Source organism: Micromonospora desertarenae, from assembly GCF_056150265.1.
Window position 1 is genome coordinate 238,313 of sequence record NZ_JAXCFQ010000001.1, and the last position, 18,946, is coordinate 257,258.

Below are 18,946 nucleotides of genomic sequence, written 5' to 3' on the forward strand. Positions count from 1 at the left end.
CGCCATGCCTGGTCAGCGGGGATAGACCGTGAACTTCGGCGCCTTGCCGGCGGCGGACGGCGGCACCCGGTAGTGGTGCAGGGTGAACTGCATCATCTCGCGGAACGCCGGGGCGGCGATGTCGCCGCCCCCGCCGGCCGGGGTGTGCGCGAAGACCGCTATCACGTACCGGGGCTGCTCGGCCGGGGCCATCCCGATGAACGAGGCCACCTCGCCGGGCTGCTTCTCCCCGTCGACCAGCCGCCAGCCGGTGCCGGTCTTGCCGGCGACCCGGTAACCCGGGATCGCCGCCGCCGTGCCGGTGGCGCCGTCGACGGTGGTCACCGCCTCCAGGATGGTGCGCAGCGCGGCCGCGTTCTCCGGGCTGAGCACCGACCGGGTGACCGGCGCCTTGCCGGGCGTGCGCTTGCCGTCCGGCCCGATCACCTCCTTGATCAGGTGCGGCTGGACGTAGGTGCCGTTGTTGGCGATGGCCGCGTACGCGGCGGCCATCTGCAGCGGCGTGGCGTCCACGCTGTGCCCGATCGGCACCGACCCGTGCGACGACTCGCTCCACTCGTCGGCGGGCAGCAGCCGGCCGGTGGCCTCGCCGGGCATGCCCACCCCGGTGGCCTGGCCGAGCCCGAACCGGCGCTGGTAGTCGATCAGCCGCTCCCGGCCGAGCTTCTCGGCGATCTCGATGGTCCCGACGTTCGACGAGTACGCCATCATCCCGGGCAGGGTCATCCGCCGCCCGTTCGCCGGGTGGGTGTCGGAGAACCAGGTGTCGCCCTTCTTGATGCTGTTCGCGATCGGCAGCGTGGTGTCCGGGGTGATCACCCCCTCCTGCAACGCCGCGCCGAAGGTGATCGCCTTGTGCACCGAGCCCGGGTCCACCACGAAGCTGGTGGCCGCGTCCTCCCGGTCGGCCGGGTCGCTGGGCAGGGGCTTCGCGGCGTTGTAGGTCGGGTGGCTGGCCTGGGCCAGCACCTCCCCGGTGGCCACCTCGATCACCACGGCGGCGCCGGTGCTGCCCTTGCTCTGCGCCATCGCCTCGCTGAGGATCCGCTGCACCTTGAACTGGAGGTCACGGTCGATGGTGAGCTGGAGCGAACTGCCCGGCTTGGGCGGGGTGGTGCGGCTGTAGCCGCCGGGGATCGGGGCGGCCAGGTCACCCAGGCCGACCTCGTAGACCCGCTTGCCGTCCTCGCCGTGCAGCAGGTCGTCGTAGCGGGCCTCCAGCCCCTCCAGGCCGTTCATGTCCTCGCTGGTGAAACCGATCAGGTTGGCGGCCAGGTCGCCGCCGGGCACCTCGCGCCGCTCGTCGCGGTGGGTGTTGATGCCGGGCAGCTTCAGTTCCATGATCCGCCGGGCCCGCTCGATCTCGACCCCGCGGGCCAGGTACTCGAACTGCGACCAGACCCCGTCCGGGCGCTTGCGCGGGGCCATCCGCCCGGCCAACTCCGAGGCGGGGATGCCGAGCAGCGGCGAGAGCGCCTTCGCGGTGGCCTGCGGATCCTTGATCTGGGTCGGGTCGGCGTAGACGTAGCGGGCTTCCACGCTGTGCGCCAGCTCGGCGCCGTCCCGGTCGTAGATCGCGCCCCGGGGCGCGGGCAGGGTGACCGTACGGGTGCGGTCGGCGACGCCGCCGCCCGCGTACGCCGGGGTCTCCACGGCCTGCAGGTAGACCAGCCGGATGCCGATGGTGGCGAAGAGCGCCAGGGTCAGCACGGTGCCCAGCCGCAGCCGGCGGCCCGGGTCGGCCAGCTTCGGCGGGCGGCGCGGCTTGCGCGACGGACGCCGGACGGCTGCCCGGTCCGGCCGGCGCGGGGTGGCCCGGCGGCGCGGCGCCGCCGGTGGCTCGTCGTCGAAGGGCTCGCGCGGTGCGCGCGGCGTGACGGTGCGGACGACGCCGGCCCGGCCGCCGGTCGCGTCCCGCCGGCCCGCCCGGGTGGCCCCGGTCCGGCCGCCGTCGAGCACCTGGAGCGCGGGCCGGAACGGGTCGCCGGAACGGGTGCTGCGCGGGGTGCGCCGCTGTTCCGGGCGGCCGGTCCGCTCCTCGCGGTCGGCCCGGGCCGCCCCTTCCCGGATGGTGCGCCCCCGGGGGGTGTACGCCCGGGCGTCGGAGATGCCGCCGACGCCCGGCTCGGCCGTACGGTCGGTGCCCCGGCCACCGCTGGCACGCGACGAGCCGCGCCGGGAGCCCGTGGCGTCCCGGCGCGGTTCGTCCGATCTCGGGGGCACCGTCCTAGCCCCCCGAGCCCTGCTGGCTGGTGATCGACGGCTCGCCGTCGGCCGGCTGCGGCACGCCGATCAGCTGGCCGTCCGGCAGCCGGATGTACGCCGGCTCGCCCGCCTCGACCAGGCCGAGGCCCTTGGCCGCGGCCTCCAGGTTGCCCGGCGCCTCCGCGTCGGCGATCTGCTTCTTCAGCTGCTGCTGCTCCAGGTCGAGCTGGGCCTGCTGCTGCTGCAGCCGCTCCAGCCGGAACGCGTTCTCGTTGATCTTCGTGTTGACCAGCAGGATGCCGAGCACCCCACCGACCACCAGCACCACGATCAGCGCCGCGAACGGCGCCCGCGGCACCCGCACCGGCGGCGGCGGCGCCACCCGCAGCCGCGGCGGACGGGCCGCCGTGGCGGTGCCCCGCTCCGCCGGCCGCAGCGCGGCGCTGCCCTGGGTCGGGAACTCGCGCGCCCCCCGGGCGCGAGTCTCCCCCAGCCGGTTCACCCGCTCCTTGACCGGAGCGCCGGTCCCGACGCGCGTGGCCCGCTCCGCCGCGGTCCGGCCCCCCGACCGCGGTGCGCGCTGCCCGCCGCCGGTCACGTCCCGGCGGTCGCGCTTGTCTATGCTCATGTCCCTCCCCCTCTACGTCCGTCCCTGTCCCGTCCCCCGGGGTCCCCCGCGGTTGCCGCGGTCGACCCCGTCCCCGGTTGGTGCATCGCCTTGACGCGGCGGCGGGACCGTTCGCGGTCGGTCCGCCCCTGCTGCTCGGCGTTCGGGTCGATGCGCTCCGCGGCCCGCAACCGCACCGAAGCGGCGCGCGGGTTCGCGGCGACCTCCACCTCCCCCGGCAGTTCGGCGCCCCGGCTGAGCAGCCGGAACGTCGGACCGGACCCGGGGAGTTCGACCGGGAGGTCGATCGGGCCCTTGCTGCGGACCCGCTCGGCGAGCGCCGCCTTGGTGAGCCGGTCCTCCAGCGAGTGGTAGGACAGGACCACCATGCGGCCGCCCACGTTGAGCCGGTCGAGCGCGGCCGGCAGCGCCGTCTCCAGCGCTGCCAGTTCCCTGTTTACCTCGATCCTTAAAGCCTGAAACGTTCTCTTTGCCGGGTGTCCCCCGGTTCGTCGGGCTGGTGCCGGAATGGACTCCCGAACCAGCTCCGCCAGCCGGGCCGACGAGGTGATCGGAGCGCGCTCCCGTTCCCGGATGATCGCCGAGGCGATCCGGCCGGCGAACTTCTCCTCGCCGTAGACCCGCAGCACCCGGGCCAGGTCCGGGTGGGAGTAGGTGTTGACCACCTCCTCGGCGGTCACCCCCCGGGTCTGGTCCATCCGCATGTCCAGCGGCGCGTCCTGCGCGTACGCGAACCCGCGGTCGGGCGCGTCGAGCTGCAACGACGAGACTCCGAGGTCGAACAGGATCCCGTCGATGCCCGGGTAGCCCAGCCGGTCGAGCACCTCGGGCAGCTCGTCGTAGACGGCGTGCTCCAGGTGGACCCGGTCGGCGAAGCGGGCCAGCCGGACGCGCGCGTGGGCGAGCGCCTCGGTGTCCCGGTCCAGGCCGATCAGCACCGTCTCCGGATGCGCCCGCAACACCGCCTCGGCGTGGCCGGCCAGGCCCAGCGTCGCGTCGACGTGGACCGTCCGTCCGCCCCGGCCCAGCGCGGGGGCGAGCAACTCGAGACACCGCTCGAGCAGCACCGGCACGTGTGTGCCGCGTAGCTCCCCCATGTCGACCCCCACTGGTTGGTTACCGGTTCTTCCGTCCGCGTCCTGTCGTCGGACGACGCCGTGCCGTCGTACCGCCAGATCCCCATCCGCTCCCGCCCGCCGAGGGCCGCGGCCCTCCACTGGATCGTGCGCCTGGCACCGGGGAAGGGGTGCCAGGAACTCGAAAGCGGCTGGAGATCTCGCAGTACGTCGGGCGCCGTCACGCCCTACAGTCCGCCGGGCAGCACCCCCTCCTCGATGTCGGCGAAGTCGTCTTCGCTCTCGGCGAGGTAGGTCTCCCAGGCGGCCTTGTCCCAGATCTCCACCCGGGTGCTCGCGCCGATCACCACCAGGTCCCGGTCGAGCGCGGCGTACTCCCGCAGGTGGCCCGGGATGGTCACCCGGCCCTGCTTGTCGGGCACCTCGTCGTGGGCGCTGGCGAAGAAGACCCGGCTGTAGGCCCGGGCCGCCTTGCTGGTCATCGGCTGTGCGCGCAACTGCTCCGCGATCCGCTGGAACTCGGGCATCGGGAAGACGTAGAGGCAGCGCTCCTGCCCTTTGGTGATCACGACACCCCCCGCCAGCTCGTCCCGGAACTTCGCCGGAAGGATCAACCGGCCTTTGTCGTCCAGGCGTGGGGTGTGGGTGCCGAGGAACATCGGCCCAACCCCCTCGCCCTTTAGCGGCGTTCGCGGCGCCGCTGACCCCCCGGGCCGGTGGGCCCTCCCGGCCTCACCATTGGGCCCCACTCTACTCCACTTCCCTCCACCTGCAACCGGAAACGCCCGCGTGGCGCGTCGGTTCCGCGCGTAAAACCGCACGTCAAAAGGGGTGGGGCGGAGTGGAGGGGGAAAGGGGCCCACCGGCCGCGTCCGCTTTCCGACATAGATCGACTCCGTCCGGCTGAGCGCGATCCGGCCCACCCGGCGGGGCACCCCGGCCGAACGGTTCGCCCTCGGCGGCGATCTGGCGGGGGCGCCGGTCCGGTAACCTCGCTCGGGTGACGGACGCGAAGATGCCCCTGCGGGCGAAGGTGGCCAGCTCCGTGTCCCGGACGGCCGCGGCCCTGTCGCGGGCCGCGGGCCGGGGCGACGGCTCGGTGATCGGCGGCTGGATCGGCCTGAAGATCGACCCGGATCTGCTCGCCCACCTCTCGGCCGGGCGCGCCATCGCGCTCATCTCCGGCACCAACGGCAAGACCACCACCACCCGGCTCACCGCCGCGGCGGTCGGCGTGCTGGGCCGGGTCGCCACCAACTCCTTCGGCGCCAACATGCCCACCGGGCACACCTCGGCGCTGGCCAAGGCCGGCAGCACCCCGTACGCGGTGCTGGAGGTGGACGAGCACTACCTCGCGCAGGTGCTGGAGGCCACCGAGCCGCACGTGGTGGCGCTGCTGAACCTCTCCCGCGACCAGCTCGACCGGGCCAAGGAGGTCGCCATGATGGCGCAGCTCTGGCGGGCCGCCCTGGTCAAGCACCCCGACGTACGGGTGGTCGCCAACGCCGACGACCCGATGGTGGTCTGGGCCGCGTCCCCGCCGCCCAACCACGACCACCGGATCCAGCCGCCGCAGGTCACCTGGTTCAGCGCCGGGCAGCGGTGGCACGACGACTCCTGGGTCTGCCCCGAGTGCGGTTCGACCATCCAGCGCTCCGGCGCGCAGTGGTGGTGCAGCGGCTGCCCGCTGCGCCGGCCGGAGCCGCAGTGGACGGTCGAGGACGACGGCGTGGTCGACCCGACCGGCGCCTGGCACAAGGTCAAGCTCCAGCTGCCCGGCAAGGTCAACATCGGTAACGCGGCCACCGCGCTGGCCGTCGCCGCCGAGTTCGGCGTCCGTCCGGTCGACGCGGTGCTCCAGCTGGGCACTGTCGCCTCGGTCGCCGGCCGCTACGCCCAGGTGGAGCGGGACGGGCGCAACATCCGGCTGCTGCTGGCCAAGAACCCGGCCAGCTGGCTGGAGGCGTTCGACATGGCCGACGACGCGCCGACGCTGCTGTCGATCAACGCCCGCGACCCCGACGGGCTGGACACCTCATGGCTGTTCGACGTCGACTTCTCCCCGCTGCGCGGCCGGCAAGTGCTGATCACCGGCGACCGGGCGTACGACCTGGCCGTCCGGCTCGACGTCAACCAGGTGCCCTTCCAGCACGTGCGGACGTTCGACGAGGCCGTCCGGACCGCGCCCCCGGGGCGGCTGGAGGTCATCGCGAACTACACCGCGTTCCAGGACATCCGAGCGGAGTTGGACCGTGTCAACTGAGAGCCTGCGCATCGTCTGGGTCTACCCCGACCTGCTCTCCACCTACGGCGACCGGGGCAACGCGCTGATCCTGGCCCACCGCGCCCGCCAGCGCCGGATCCCGGTGGAGGTGCTGGAGGTCCGCTCCGACGAGCGGCTGCCCGCCACCGCCGACATCTACCTCATCGGTGGCGGCGAGGACGGCCCCCAGGCGCTCGGCGCGCAGCGGCTGCTCGCCGACGGCGGCCTGCACCGGGCGGTCGCCCAGGGGGCGGTGGTGTTCGGCGTCTGCGCCGGCTACCAGTTGCTCGGCACCTCCTTCTTCGCCAAGGGCACCCAGTACCGCGGCCTGGAGCTGCTCGACCTCTCCTCCGACCGGGGCCCGACCCGGGCCGTCGGCGAGCTGGCCGGCGACATCGACCCCCGGCTCGGCCTGCCCCCGCTGAGCGGGTTCGAGAACCACGGCGGCCGCACCCACCTCGGCCCGGAGGTCGCCCCGCTGGCCCGGGTGACCGCCGGCATCGGCAACGACGGCGCCACCGAGGGCGCGTGGCGGGGCAAGCTGCTCGGCACGTACTCGCACGGGCCGGCGCTGGCCCGCAACCCGGCCCTGGCCGACCTGCTGCTGCGCTGGGCGGCCGGCGTGCACCAGCTGCCGCCGCTGGACGACACCTGGTCCGACCGGCTCCGGTCCGAGCGCCGCGCCGCGGTGGCCGCCGCCCGGGCATGATCCCGGCCGTCCGGCGGCTGCTCGGGCAGCCGTCGGCCGTCCGGTTCCTCCTGCTGCTGTTCCTGCTCGCCGGGTTCGGGCTGCTGATGCTGGTGGCGCCCCGCCCCGAGGTCGCCGAGCTGCCGCGCCTGGCCGACCGGCTCGGCACGCTGGCCCCGGTCGCGGCGATCCTCGGCGGGGCGCTGCTGCTGGTGGCGCTGGTGCCGCGGACGTTCATCACGCTCGCCTCCGGGGCGATCTTCGGTCCGCTGGAGGGCGCCGGCTACGCCCTGTGCGCCGCGCTGCTGGCCGCCGGGCTCGGCTTCGCCGTCGGCCGGCTGCTCGGCCGGGAGTTCGTCGCCGAGCGGGTCCGCGGCCGGCTGGCCCGGCTGGACGGCTGGTTCGCCCGGCAGAGCGTGCTCGGCGTGGTCACCGTCCGGTTGCTGCCGATCGCCGGCTTCGGGCTGGTCAGCTACGGCTACGGCACCACCGGCGCCCGGGTCCTGCCGTTCCTCGTCGGCAGCGTGCTCGCCTCCGCCCCGACCGCCTTCGGCTACGCCGCCGTGGGCGCGGCGGTCACCTCCCCCGGCGACGTCAACTGGTTCGCCGCCACCCCGGCCGCGCTCGGCCTGGTCGCCAGTGTGGTGCTGATCCGCGGCTGGTGGCGCGCCGAGCGCCACCGCCGCCCCGGACTGGGCCGACGCCGTGCCACCGGCTGACGGCAACGGCCCCGACCGGGCCGGCGAGGAACGCCTGCCGGGCGGGTTCATCGCCGAGGTGGTGCGGGTCGGCGACACCATCCGGCGTACGCCACCGGAGAACGGCGACTTCGTCGCCGCGCTGCTGCGGCACCTGGAGCGGGCCGGCGTCGACCTCGCGCCCCGCCACCTCGGCACCGACGAACACGGCCGGCAGGTGCTCAGCTACCTCGACGGCCGGGTGCCCTGGCGGGACCGGGAGGATGCCGGCTACTTCACCGATCCGGCGCTGGTCCGGCTGGCCGTCCTGATCCGGCGACTGCACGACGCGTGCGCCGGCAGCCCGCTGGCCGGCGGCGCCGAGACCGTCTGCCACGGCGACCTGTCCCCGAAGAACACCGTCTACCGGCACACCCCGCAGGGCTTGCTGCCGGTCGCCTTCCTGGACTGGGACCGGGCCGCACCGGGCCGGCGGATCGCGGACGTGGCCTTCGCCGCCTGGCACTGGGCGGAGCTCGGCGACGGCGCCGACCCGGCCGAGCTGGGCCGTCGGGCCCGCCTGCTCCGCGCCGCCTACACCGGCGCGGACGGCCCGCCGCTGCCCGGGGCGGAGCTGGTCGACGTGATGCTCGACCAGCTGGAGGGCACCTGGCGGGGCATCGACGCCGGCGCCGAGCGGGACGAGCCGGGTATGGGTCGGCTGCGGGCGGCCGGCGTCGTCCGGCTGGTGCACGGCTGGCACGACTGGCTGCTCCGGCACCGCCGGGGGGTGCTGGCCGCGCTGGGCGACTGATCCCCCACGCCCACCGACCGGGCGCCGTCCCGGACCGGTCCGTCGCCGCGTCGCCCACGCCGGCGAGCGTGATGACTCTGCGGCATATATATACCTGTGTGTCATCAAGCTCGTCGCGGCACGACCCGCCCGGGCGGCGGCCGCCGCGATCGCCGGCGGCCTCGATCGCCCCGCGCGCCCGCCGCCTCGATCGCCCCGCGCGCACGGCCGAAGGCGCGCCCGGCGCGGGTCAGCCGGCGGGCGTGACCAGGCCGGCCTCGTAGGCGGCGATGACCAGGTGCACCCGGTCCCGGGCGCCGAGCTTGGCGAAGAGCCGGGCCACGTGCGCCTTCGCGGTGGCCACGCTGATCACCAGCTCGGCGGCGATCTCCGCGTTGGACAGCCCCCGACCGACGAGGGTGAGCACCTCCCGCTCCCGCTCGGTGACGCCGTCCAGGCTCCGGCGGCGGGCGGGCTGCTCCGGCCGGCGGGCGAACTCGGCGATCAGCCGGCGGGTGACGGCCGGTGCGATCAGCGCGTCGCCGGCGGCCACCACCCGGACCGCGGCCAGGATGTCGTCCACCGCCATGTCCTTGACCAGGAAGCCGCTCGCGCCGGCCCGCAGCGCGGCGTGCACGTGCTCGTCGTCGTCGAAGGTGGTGAGCACCAACACCCGGGTCGGCCCGCCGTGCGCGGTGATCGTGCGGGTGGCCTGGATGCCGTCGGTGCCGGGCATCCGCAGGTCCATCAGCACCACGTCGGGGGCCAGGTCGCGGGCCAGCCGGACGGCCTCGGCGCCGGTGCCGGCCTCGCCGACCACTGCCAGGTCGGGCGCCTCGGTGATGAGCACCCGCAGGCCGGCGCGGACCAGGGGCTGGTCGTCGACGAGCAGCACCCGGACGGTCACCGGCCCGCCTCCGTGGCCGCCACCGGCTCGGCGGCGGCGCTCGGCGGGACCGGCAGCCGGGCCTCGACCCGGAAGCCGCCCTCGGGGCGCGGGCCGGCGTGGAACCGGCCGTCCAGCAGCGCCACCCGCTCCCGCATGCCGACGAGGCCGTGCCCCTCGCCGCCGACCGGCCCGCCCCGGCCGTCGTCGACCACCGCCACGGTCAGCTCGTCCGGGGCGTAGGTCACGGTGACCCGGCACTCGGCGGTGCCGGCGTGCCGGACCACGTTGGTGACCGCCTCCTGCACGATCCGGTACGCGGCCAGGTCCAGGTCGGCGGGGAGCCGACCGGGCTCGCCCCGCCGGTGCAGCCGCACCCGGACCCCGGCGTCCGCCGCCGCGGCGACCAGCCGGTCCAGGTCGGCCAGCCCGGGCGTCGGGTCCAGCGCCGCCGGCTCCCCCTGCGGGCGGCGCAGCGCGCCGAGCGTACGGCGCAGGCCGGCCAGCGTCTCCCGGCTGGTGGCCTCGATGGTGGCGAGCGCGGCCCGGGCCTGCGCCGGCTGGCTGTCGATCACCCGCGCGCCCATGCCGGCCTGGATGGCGATCACCCCGATGCTGTGCGCCACCATGTCGTGCAGTTCGCGGGCGATGCGCAGGCGCTCGGCGGTGAGCGCCTCGGCGGCGGCGTGGGCCCGCAGCGCCTCGGCGTGCCGGCGCCGGGCCCGCACCGAGTCGCCGACCGTCCACGCGGCGAGCACCGCCAGCACGGAGACGGTGGCCCGGCTCAGCGGATCGTCGGCCGGGTTCACGAAGCTGGCCGCGACCTGCACCGCGAGCACGACCAGCGCGGCCGGCGCCGAGACCCGCCGGGACCGGTGCGCCGCGACCAGCCCGACCACCAGGTCGACGCCGAGGAACTGGGCGTACCAGATGTCGCGCAGGTAGCCGTTCTCCGGGACGTTGACCGTCACGGTGACCACGCACGCCGCGACCAGCATCAGCGCCAGGGCGAGCAGCGGGCGGCGGCGCAGCAGGCCGGCCGGCAGGCCCAGGACCAGCAGCGGCACCAGGTACCGCTCGGCGAGCCACCAGTCGCCAAAGCCGATCCCGAACGGGCTGGACGCCAGCGGCGCGGCGAGCAGCAGGGCGACGGGCAGCAGCGCGACGCCGACCCAGGGCAGCACCGCGCGCGCCAGGGCGAGGGCGCGGCGTGGCGGCGACAGGGTGGCGTCCATGCGGACACGGTAGCCAGCGGGCCCGGGACTGGGCATCGGCCCACGGGCGTACGCCCCGGGGCGGGTGCCGGGCCGCCGGATGTGGCCGCCGGCGCGACGCCGGCGGGGCCGGAGCCCGGCAGCGTGGGTCAGGTGATCGAACTCCACGCGCTGACCAAGAGGTACGGCCCCGCCACGGCCGTCGACGACCTGACCCTCACCGTGCGCCCCGGGCACGTCACCGGGTTCCTCGGCCCGAACGGGGCCGGCAAGTCCACCACCCTCCGGATGATCCTCGGTCTCACCCGGCCGACCAGCGGCACCGTCACCGTGGCCGGCGTCCGGTTCGCCGACCGGCCGCGCGGGCTGCGGCACGCCGGCGCGCTGCTGGACGCGGGCGACGTGCACGGCGGCCGGTCGGCCGTCGCCCACCTCACCGCGCTGGCCCGCGGCAACGGCATCGGCCGGGCCCGGGTCGACGAGGTGCTGCGGGAGGTGGGACTGGCCGGGGTGGCCCGGCGCCGGATCGCCGGGTTCTCCCTGGGCATGCGGCAGCGGCTCGGCATCGCCGCCGCGCTGCTCGGTGACCCGCCGGTGCTGCTCTTCGACGAGCCGTTCAACGGGCTCGACCCGGAGGGGGTCCGCTGGGTGCGCGACCTGTTCCGGCGGTTGGCCGGCGAGGGGCGGACGGTGTTCGTCTCCAGCCACCTGATGAGCGAGATGGAGAACTGCGCCGACCGGCTGGTGGTGATCGGCCGGGGCCGGTTGATCGCCGACCAGAGCCTCGCCGAGTTCGCCGCCCGCGGCACCGGGACCAGCGTCGCCGTCCGTACGCCCGAGGCGGCGGCGCTGACCGCGGTGCTGGCGGCCGAGGGCGGCGCCGCCCGCCCGGACGACGCCGGCGGGCTCCTGGTGACCGGCCTGACCGCCGAGCGGATCGGTGACCTGGCGCTCGCCCACCGGATCCCGCTGCACGAGCTGACCACCCGGACCGCCTCCCTGGAGGAGGCGTTCATGGAACTGACCGCCGCCAGCGTCGAGTACACCGGAGGGACGACCCGATGACCACCGTGACGCCATCGCCCACCCGCGCACCGGTGACCGACGCGCCGGCCCGGTTCCGCGACCTGCTCGCCGCCGAGTGGATCAAGCTGTGGTCGCTCCGCTCGACCCGGTGGACGCTGCCGCTGGTCTACCTCTTCGTCGTCGGGGTGAGCGTGCATGCCAGCCTCGCCGACTACCGGAACTATCCGAGGTACCCGGACGGGACGCGGGAGTTGTTCCACCTGTACGGGCCGGTGCGGGACGCCTTCCCCGAGGCCGGGTACCTGCTGCTGATGCTCGCCGCCGCCAGCGTCGGCGCGCTGACCCTCGTGGGCGAGTACCAGAGCGGGCTGATCCGCGCCACGTTCGCCGCCGTTCCCGCCCGCCGGTCGGTGGTGGCCGCGAAGGCGGCCGTGCTGACCGCGGTGATGATCGTGCTGGGTCTGGCCACCGCGGCGACCTCGTTCTGGGTGTCCCAGGCGATCCTGTCCGGACGCGACGCCGGCTGGTCGATCGGCGAGCCGGGGGTGGCCCGGGCGGTCCTGGGCAGCGCCCTGCTGGTGCCGGTCTGCGCGCTGATCGGGATGGGGCTGGGCGCGGTGATCCGGCACGCCGCCGGGGCCGTCGTGGCGGCCACCTCGGTGCTCGTGCTGCTGCCGCTGGTGGTGGACAGCGACAAGCACCGGTGGATCGCCGAACTCCGGCACGTGCTGCCCGTCCCGGCCTGGCAACGGCTGATCGAGGTGCACCCGGACGTGTTGAACCCCGACCCGTTCCCGGCCACCGTCACCGGAGCCTGGCTCACCTTCGCCGGCTGGTCGCTGGCCTGCACAGTGGTGGCGCTTTTCGCCACCCACCGCCGCGACCCCTGAACCACCCCGGTCGGGCCCGCCCCCATCAGGGCGGGCCCGACCGGGCGGGGCGGGTCAGGCCACCACCGACACCATCCGGCCGGGTACCACGATGACCTTGCGGGGCTCCTTGCCGGTTAGGCTGCCGGCCACCGCCTCCAGGGCGGCGGCGCGGACGGTCTCCTCCGGCGCGTCGGCCGGCACCTCGACGCGGCCCCGGACCTTGCCGTTGACCTGGACCGGGTAGGTCACCGTCTCGGACACCAGCAGCGCCGGGTCGGCCACCGGGAAGTCCACGTAGGTCAGCGAGGTGTCGTGCCCCAGCCGCCGCCACAGCTCCTCGGAGATGTGCGGGGCGAACGGCGCCAGCATCAGCACCAGCGGCTCGGCCACCTCGCGCGGGGTCTGCGCCAGCCGGGTCAGCCCGTTGGTCAGCTCGATCAGCTTGGCGATGGCGGTGTTGAACCGGATCGCCTCCATGTCGCCGCGGACCCCGTCGATCACCTTGTGCAGCAGCCGCCGGGTCGCCTCGTCGGCCGGGTCGTCGGTGACCCGCAGCTCACCGGTCTGCTCGTCGACGATCGCCCGCCAGACCCGCTGCAGGAACCGGTACGAGCCGACCACCGCCCGGGTCTCCCACGGCCGGGACACCTCCAGCGGGCCCATCGACATCTCGTAGACCCGGAAGGTGTCCGCGCCGTACGCCGCGCACATCTCGTCCGGCGTGACCACGTTCTTCAGCGACTTGCCCATCTTGCCGTACTCGCGGCTGACCTGGGTGTCGCCCAGGTAGAAGCCGCCGTCGCGCTCGACGACCTCCTCCGCGGGCACGTACGCGCCGCGCGCGTCGGTGTACGCGTACGCCTGGATGTAGCCCTGGTTGAACAGCTTCCGGAACGGCTCGAAGGACGTCACGTGGCCCAGGTCGTACAGCACCTTGTGCCAGAACCGGGCGTACAGCAGGTGCAGCACGGCGTGCTCGGCGCCGCCCACGTACAGGTCGGTGCCGCCGCAGTCGCCGGCCGAGCGCGGGCCCATCCAGTACCGCTCGTTCTCCGCGTCGACGAACCGGTCGGCGGTGGTCGGGTCCAGGTAGCGCAGCTCGTACCAGCACGAGCCGGCCCACTGCGGCATCACGTTGGTCTCCCGGGTGTACCGCTTCGGGCCGTCACCCAGGTCCAGCTCCACCTCGACCCAGTCGCGGCGGCGCGACAGCGGCGTCTCCGGGTTCGAGTCGGCGTCGTCGGGGTCGAACGTCTTCGGCGAGAAGTCGTCCACCTCGGGCAGCTCGACCGGCAGCATCTCCTCCGGCAGCGCGATGGCGGCGCCGGTGGAGTCGTACACGATCGGGAACGGCTCGCCCCAGTAGCGCTGCCGGCTGAACAGCCAGTCGCGCAGCCGGTAGGTCACCGCGCCCTGGCCGTGCCCGGCGGCCTCCAGCCACTCGATGATGCGGGCCTTGGCGTCGGCCACCCCCAGGCCGTTCAGGTCCAGGCCGCGGTCGGGCGCGGCGCTGTTGATCGCCGGCCCGTCCCCGGTGTACGCCTTGCCGGTGAAGCCCTCCGCCGGCTGCACGGTGCGCACGATCGGCAGCTCGAAGACCTCGGCGAAGTCCCAGTCCCGCTCGTCCTGGGCGGGCACCGCCATGATCGCGCCGGTGCCGTAGCCGGCCAGCACGTAGTCGGCGATGAAGATCGGGATCTGCGCGTCGTTGACCGGGTTGGTGGCGTACGCCCCGACGAAGACGCCGGTCTTCTCCCTCGTCTCGGCCTGCCGCTCGACGTCGGTCTTGGCCGCCGCCGCCTTCCGGTACGCCTCGACCGCCGCCCGCGGGTTCGCGTGCCCGCCGGTCCAGACGTCCTTCGTCCCCTCCGGCCAGGCCGCCGGCACCAGCGCGTCGACCAGCTCGTGCTCCGGCGCCAGCACCATGTAGGTGGCGCCGAAGACGGTGTCCGGCCGGGTCGTGAACACCCGGATGGGCGCGACCGGGGTCGGGAAGTCGATGTGCGCGCCCTGGGAGCGGCCGATCCAGTTGCGCTGCATCAGCTTGATCGCCTCGGGCCAGTCCAGCGTGTCCAGGTCGTCCAGCAGCCGGTCCCCGTACGCGGTGATCCGCATCATCCACTGCTTCAGGTTCCGCTTGAAGACCGGGAAGTTGCCCCGCTCGGAGCGGCCGTCGGCGGTGACCTCCTCGTTGGCCAGCACGGTGCCCAGCCCCGGACACCAGTTGACCGGGGCCTCCGAGACGTACGCCAGCCGGTGGTCGTCGACGATCCGCCGGCGCTCGGCCACGGTCAGCTCGGCCCACGGCCGCCCGTCCGGGGTGGGCCGGGTGCCCCCCTCGAACTCGGCGATCAGCTCGGCGATCGGCCGGGCCTTGCGGGCCTGCGGGTCGTACCAGGAGTTGAAGATCTGCAGGAAGATCCACTGGGTCCAGCGGTAGAAGTCCGCGTCCATGGTGGCCACCGAGCGGCGCTCGTCGTGGGCCAGGCCCAGCCGGCGCAGCTGCGACTTGTACCGCTGGATGTTCGCCTCGGTGGTGGTCCGGGGGTGGGTGCCGGTCTGCACCGCGTACTGCTCGGCGGGCAGGCCGAAGGCGTCGAAGCCCATCGCGTGCAGCACGTTGCGCCCGGCCATCCGCTGGTAGCGGGCGAAGCAGTCGGTGCCGATGTAGCCCAGCGGGTGCCCGACGTGCAGCCCGGCGCCGGACGGATAGGGGAACATGTCCAGCACGTACAGCTTCTCGGCGCCCGACCGAGGGTGGTCGGGGTCGGCCAGCGGGCCGGTCGGGTTCGGGGCGTGGAAGGTGCCCTCCCGTTCCCAGAAGTCCTGCCAGCGGTTTTCGATCTCGTCGGCCAGGGCCGCGGTGTACCGGAACGGGGGAATGTCGCTGGCCGGTACGGCTGCCTCACTCATGGCGTCTCCTCGCGTCGCTCGGCGCGGTCGTCTCGTGCTGTCTGGTGGGTGCTGCGGGCCCGGACGCCGGGCCGGCCGGCGACGGGCACAAAAAAGCCCCTCACGCATGAGGGGCCGCCGTGCTGTCGCGCGTTCAGCGCATCAGCACGGCTCGGTAAGAAGCAGGAAGACTCCGGCCATGTCCGGCAGTGTACCCCCAGTCCGGAGGCGGGCGGGCGCCCGCTACCACCGGTCGGGACGGCGGCGCCGACCCGCCGGTTCGTCACGGCTCGGCGCGGGGGTCGGCGAGGCGGGCCGTGTCGGTGGTGAAGCCCCAGCACTGCTGGGCGTTGAAGACCACGGTGTCCTTGCACCAGCTGGGGCTGGAGGTGGCGGTGGCGTCGGTGAGCAGGATCGCGGCGTAGTCCCGGAAGTAGGCGTCCTCCATGGTGGTGGTGACGCACTGGTCGGTGTTGACCCCGCCGAAGAGCAGCGTGTCGATGCCCTGGGCGCGCAGGACCTGGTCGAGATGGGTGGCCTCGAAACCGCTCATCCGGTACTTCTCCACCTGCACGTCCTCCGGCCGGACCAGCTCCGCCAGTTCGTCGACCAGCGTGGCGCCCCACGACCCCTCGGTCAGCACCGGGCCGTGGTCCAGGGGCTCGCCGATCCCGGCCTGGTCCGGCCGGTGCTTGAACGAATAGAGCGTCGGTGCGCCGAGGTTGCGCAGGTCTGGGCGGTTGTGCCAGTACACCCAGACCACCGGTACGCCGAGCCGGCGGGCCGCCTCGACCGCCCGCACCGCGCCGGGCACCGCCGCCCGGCAGGCGGTGTGGTCGAGACCGGAGCGCTGCGTCCAGCCGCCCGGGGAGCAGAAGTCGTTCTGCAGGTCCAGCAGGACCAGCGCGGTGGCGTCCAGGTCCACCACGACGGGCAGCAGCTCGGCGTCGATCCGGACCCGCCGGTCACCAACGGCACCGGGCGCCAGGTCGACCCGGTCGGCATACAGTCGCCACTGCGCGGCGCCGCCGGCGAGGCGTACGCCGCCGCCGTCGGTCCCGCGGTAGACCTCGTCCCGCTCCCGTCGCACCGTCCGCCTCCCTGCCCGCCGCTCCGGCCGCGCCCGGCCGCCCGGCCGGACCTGCCGGACTACCCGCGGCCCGGCCGGTCACTCGTCCCCCGACCTGGCGAATATTCGGGGCGTAACCGGCGGTCCACCTGCGGGGGTCGGCGATCACGACAAACATGGTTAGCCTGAGAGGCCAGTGAGATTTCTGCGGCAGACGAGGCTCGGCGTCGCGAACCCAACGGCGGGTCCAGGTGCTCTTACACAGAGCTGCCGTGATCGGCGACGAGGAGGAGGCCCGTGACACAACAGACCTGGGACGAGGTGGGCGGTCTGCTGCCGCACGACGAGTTCCGCGCCGCCAGCGAAGCCATCGTCTCGAACATCGAGCAGGTCATCGAGGGCAAGACCGCCACCGTACGGCTCGCCCTGGCGGTCCTGCTGGCCGAGGGCCACCTGCTCATCGAGGACGTCCCCGGCGTCGGCAAGACCAAGCTGGCCAAGGCGATGGCCCGGTCCATCGACTGCTCGGTGCGCCGCATCCAGTTCACCCCCGACCTGCTGCCCAGCGACGTGACCGGGGTCAGCGTCTACAACCAGGAGACGCACGACTTCGAGTTCCGCCCGGGCGCCGTCTTCGCCAACCTGGTGGTCGGCGACGAGATCAACCGCGCCTCGCCGAAGACCCAGTCGGCGCTGCTGGAGTGCATGGAGGAGCGGCAGGTCACCGTCGACGGGGTCACCTACCAGCTGCAGACGCCGTTCATGGTGATCGCCACCCAGAACCCGATCGAGATGGAGGGCACCTACCCCCTCCCCGAGGCGCAGCGCGACCGGTTCACCGCCCGGATCGCGATGGGCTACCCGGACCCGGGCGCCGAGCTGGCGATGCTGGACGGGCACGGCGCCACCGACCCGCTCACCGACCTGCGGCCGGTCTCCGACGCCAACACCGTCCGCCGGCTGATCGGGCACGTCCGGCAGGTGCACGTCGCCGACGCCGTCAAGCAGTACGCGATCGACCTGGTCACCGCCACCCGCGAGGCTCCCGACCTGCGGCTGGGCGCCTCGCCCCGGGCCACCCTCCAGCTGCTGCGCACCGCCCGCGCGGTCGCCGCCCTGGAGGGGCGCGACTACGTCCTCCCGGACGACCTCCAGGTGCTCGCCGTGCCGGTGCTGGCGCACCGGATCATCCCCACCGCCGACGCCCAGCTGGCCCGCCGCACCACCGACGCCATCGTCGCCGAACTGGTGCACCGGCTGCCGCTGCCGCACGACCGCAAGCGCTCCCCCTACGACACCCGGCCCGGCCAGGGCCACGGCCGGCCGCCGTACGAGCCGCGGAGGCCGTGAGGTGCGCGAAGGGCTGCGCGGGCTGACCACCCGGGGCCGCTCGTTCCTGGCGGCCGCGGTCGCCGCCGCGATCTCGTCGGCGATCCTCGGCGAGAAGGACCTGCTCCGGGTCGCCGTGCTGCTCGCCATCCTGCCGCTGCTCGCCGCGGCCTACGTCGGACGCAGCCGCTACAAGCTGGCCTGCAACCGGTCGCTGGACCCGCACCGGGTGCCGGTGGGGGCCAGCTCGCGGGTGGTGCTGCGGCTGCAGAACATGTCCCGCCTGCCCACCGGCACGCTGCTGCTGGAGGACCGGCTGCCGTACGCGTTGGGCAGCCGGCCGCGGGTGGTGCTGGAGCGGCTCGGCGCGCACCAGGCCAGCTCGGTGGCGTACACCGTGCGCGCGGACGTGCGCGGCCGCTACGAGGTGGGGCCGCTGGTGGTGCGGATGACCGACCCGTTCGGGTTGTGCGAGCTCAGCCGCGCCTTCCCGAGCACCGACCACCTGACCGTCATCCCGCAGGTCACCCCGCTGCCCTCGGTTCGGCTGCCCGGCGAGTACGCCGGCAGCGGCGACAGCCGGGCCCGATCGGTGGCGGTGCACGGCGAGGACGACGCCGCCACCCGGGAGTACCGGATGGGCGACGACCTGCGCCGGGTGCACTGGAAGTCGACGGCGCGCACCGGCGAGCTGATGGTGCGGCGGGAGGAACAGCCCTGGGAGAGCCGGGCCACCGTCGTTCTCGACACCCGGGCGTACGGCCACCGCGGCGACGGCCCGACGGCCAGCTTCGAGTGGGCGGTCTCGGCCGCCGCCAGCATCGCCGTGCACCTGCGCCAGGCCGGCTACAAGCTGCGCCTGGTCACCGGCTCGGGGGTGGACGTGGACGCCTCCGAGGTGAGCGGCGACGGCCTGCTCCTCGACCACCTCGCCGAGGTGCGGCTGGACAAGAACGTCGAGATCACCACGCTGGTGCAGCGGGTCCGGCAGCGCTCGGACGGCGGCCTGATCATCGGCCTGATCGGCTCGCTGAGCACGGCCGAGGCCGAGCTGCTGGCCGGGCTGCGCGGCAACGGCGCCACCTGCGTGGGCTTCCTGCTGCACAGCTCCACCTGGCTCAACCTGCCGGAGAAGGCCCGGACCGAGGCCGACCAGGCGCACGGCGCCGCCGCGCTGGCCCTGTTGCAGAGCGGATGGCGGGTGATCGGCGTCGACCACGGCGGCCGGCTGCCGGCGCTGTGGCCGCAGGCGGCCCGGGGTTCGCAGGGCTTCGCCCTGCGGGCGGCCCTGGCCGAGACGGTGGCCGGCGGCGTGCGATGAACGGAAG

At 74.4% G+C, this 18,946-nt stretch carries 15 protein-coding genes and 1 pseudogene; 8 read left to right on the plus strand and 8 right to left on the minus strand.

Going from position 1 to position 18,946, the window contains the following annotated elements; all coding sequences use genetic code 11:
• Positions 1–12 precede the first annotated feature (12 nt).
• The 4 genes and pseudogenes from SM577_RS01085 to mraZ all read right to left on the minus strand — a co-directional run bounded on the left by SM577_RS01085 (position 13) and on the right by mraZ (position 4,568).
• Positions 13–2,223, minus strand: a complete 2,211-nt coding sequence (locus SM577_RS01085) for a peptidoglycan D,D-transpeptidase FtsI family protein (RefSeq protein WP_474581259.1) — start codon at positions 2,221–2,223, stop codon at positions 13–15.
• 4 nt (positions 2,224–2,227) lie between these two features.
• Entirely contained in the window at positions 2,228–2,833 is a 606-nt protein-coding gene (ftsL, locus tag SM577_RS01090; RefSeq protein WP_302921594.1) for a cell division protein FtsL, read from the minus strand.
• A pseudogene (gene rsmH, locus SM577_RS01095) lies at positions 2,829–3,930 on the minus strand (16S rRNA (cytosine(1402)-N(4))-methyltransferase RsmH); the annotation flags it as partial. The pseudogene rsmH and the gene ftsL, both read right to left, overlap by 5 nt.
• A gap of 206 nt (positions 3,931–4,136) precedes the next feature.
• Positions 4,137–4,568, minus strand: a complete 432-nt coding sequence (gene mraZ, locus SM577_RS01100) for a division/cell wall cluster transcriptional repressor MraZ (RefSeq protein WP_302921593.1) — start codon at positions 4,566–4,568, stop codon at positions 4,137–4,139.
• A 356-nt stretch (positions 4,569–4,924) separates the two neighbouring features.
• On the opposite strand from mraZ, the gene SM577_RS01105 reads away from it, so the two are divergent.
• The 4 genes from SM577_RS01105 to SM577_RS01120 are packed head-to-tail and all read left to right on the plus strand — an operon-like array spanning position 4,925 to position 8,351.
• Positions 4,925–6,172, plus strand: coding sequence for a MurT ligase domain-containing protein (locus SM577_RS01105; protein ID WP_474581278.1), 1,248 nt, complete (start codon positions 4,925–4,927; stop codon positions 6,170–6,172).
• Positions 6,162–6,881: a type 1 glutamine amidotransferase gene (locus SM577_RS01110; protein ID WP_474586079.1), complete on the plus strand. Its 720-nt coding sequence runs from the start codon at positions 6,162–6,164 to the stop codon at positions 6,879–6,881. The genes SM577_RS01105 and SM577_RS01110 overlap by 11 nt, the downstream gene beginning before the upstream one ends.
• Positions 6,878–7,579: a TVP38/TMEM64 family protein gene (locus tag SM577_RS01115; protein WP_302921591.1), complete on the plus strand. Its 702-nt coding sequence runs from the start codon at positions 6,878–6,880 to the stop codon at positions 7,577–7,579. The genes SM577_RS01110 and SM577_RS01115 overlap by 4 nt, the downstream gene beginning before the upstream one ends.
• Complete coding sequence (locus SM577_RS01120; RefSeq protein WP_474586080.1) at positions 7,566–8,351, plus strand: phosphotransferase; 786 nt, start codon at positions 7,566–7,568, stop codon at positions 8,349–8,351. Before SM577_RS01115 ends, SM577_RS01120 begins: the two co-directional genes overlap by 14 nt.
• 229 nt (positions 8,352–8,580) lie before the next feature.
• Here the strand turns inward: SM577_RS01120 and SM577_RS01125 are convergent, their stop codons facing one another.
• Entirely contained in the window at positions 8,581–9,237 is a 657-nt protein-coding gene (locus SM577_RS01125) for a response regulator (protein WP_302921589.1), read from the minus strand.
• Entirely contained in the window at positions 9,234–10,451 is a 1,218-nt protein-coding gene (locus SM577_RS01130) for a sensor histidine kinase (RefSeq protein ID WP_474586081.1), read from the minus strand. The genes SM577_RS01125 and SM577_RS01130 overlap by 4 nt, the downstream gene beginning before the upstream one ends.
• A 132-nt stretch (positions 10,452–10,583) precedes the next feature.
• Between SM577_RS01130 and SM577_RS01135 the strand changes: the two genes are divergently transcribed.
• Both SM577_RS01135 and SM577_RS01140 read left to right on the plus strand, forming a co-directional pair.
• Positions 10,584–11,495: an ABC transporter ATP-binding protein gene (locus SM577_RS01135; RefSeq protein ID WP_474581255.1), complete on the plus strand. Its 912-nt coding sequence runs from the start codon at positions 10,584–10,586 to the stop codon at positions 11,493–11,495.
• Positions 11,492–12,346, plus strand: coding sequence for an ABC transporter permease subunit (locus tag SM577_RS01140; protein ID WP_474586082.1), 855 nt, complete (start codon positions 11,492–11,494; stop codon positions 12,344–12,346). The genes SM577_RS01135 and SM577_RS01140 overlap by 4 nt, the downstream gene beginning before the upstream one ends.
• A gap of 54 nt (positions 12,347–12,400) precedes the next feature.
• On the opposite strand, the gene leuS is transcribed toward SM577_RS01140, so the two are convergent.
• Positions 12,401–15,241, minus strand: coding sequence for a leucine--tRNA ligase (gene leuS / locus SM577_RS01145; RefSeq protein ID WP_474586083.1), 2,841 nt, complete (start codon positions 15,239–15,241; stop codon positions 12,401–12,403).
• 262 nt (positions 15,242–15,503) lie between these two features.
• Positions 15,504–16,310, minus strand: a complete 807-nt coding sequence (locus SM577_RS01150; RefSeq protein WP_302921583.1) for a cysteine hydrolase family protein — start codon at positions 16,308–16,310, stop codon at positions 15,504–15,506.
• Positions 16,311–16,586: 276 nt separating this feature from the next.
• On the opposite strand from SM577_RS01150, the gene SM577_RS01155 reads away from it, so the two are divergent.
• Together SM577_RS01155 and SM577_RS01160 are read left to right on the plus strand one after the other, a co-directional pair.
• A complete protein-coding gene (locus SM577_RS01155; RefSeq protein ID WP_088992750.1) occupies positions 16,587–17,639 on the plus strand; it encodes an AAA family ATPase in 1,053 nt (350 codons plus the stop codon).
• A gap of 1 nt (position 17,640) precedes the next feature.
• Complete coding sequence (locus tag SM577_RS01160) at positions 17,641–18,939, plus strand: DUF58 domain-containing protein (protein WP_302921582.1); 1,299 nt, start codon at positions 17,641–17,643, stop codon at positions 18,937–18,939.
• Positions 18,940–18,946 lie beyond the last annotated feature (7 nt).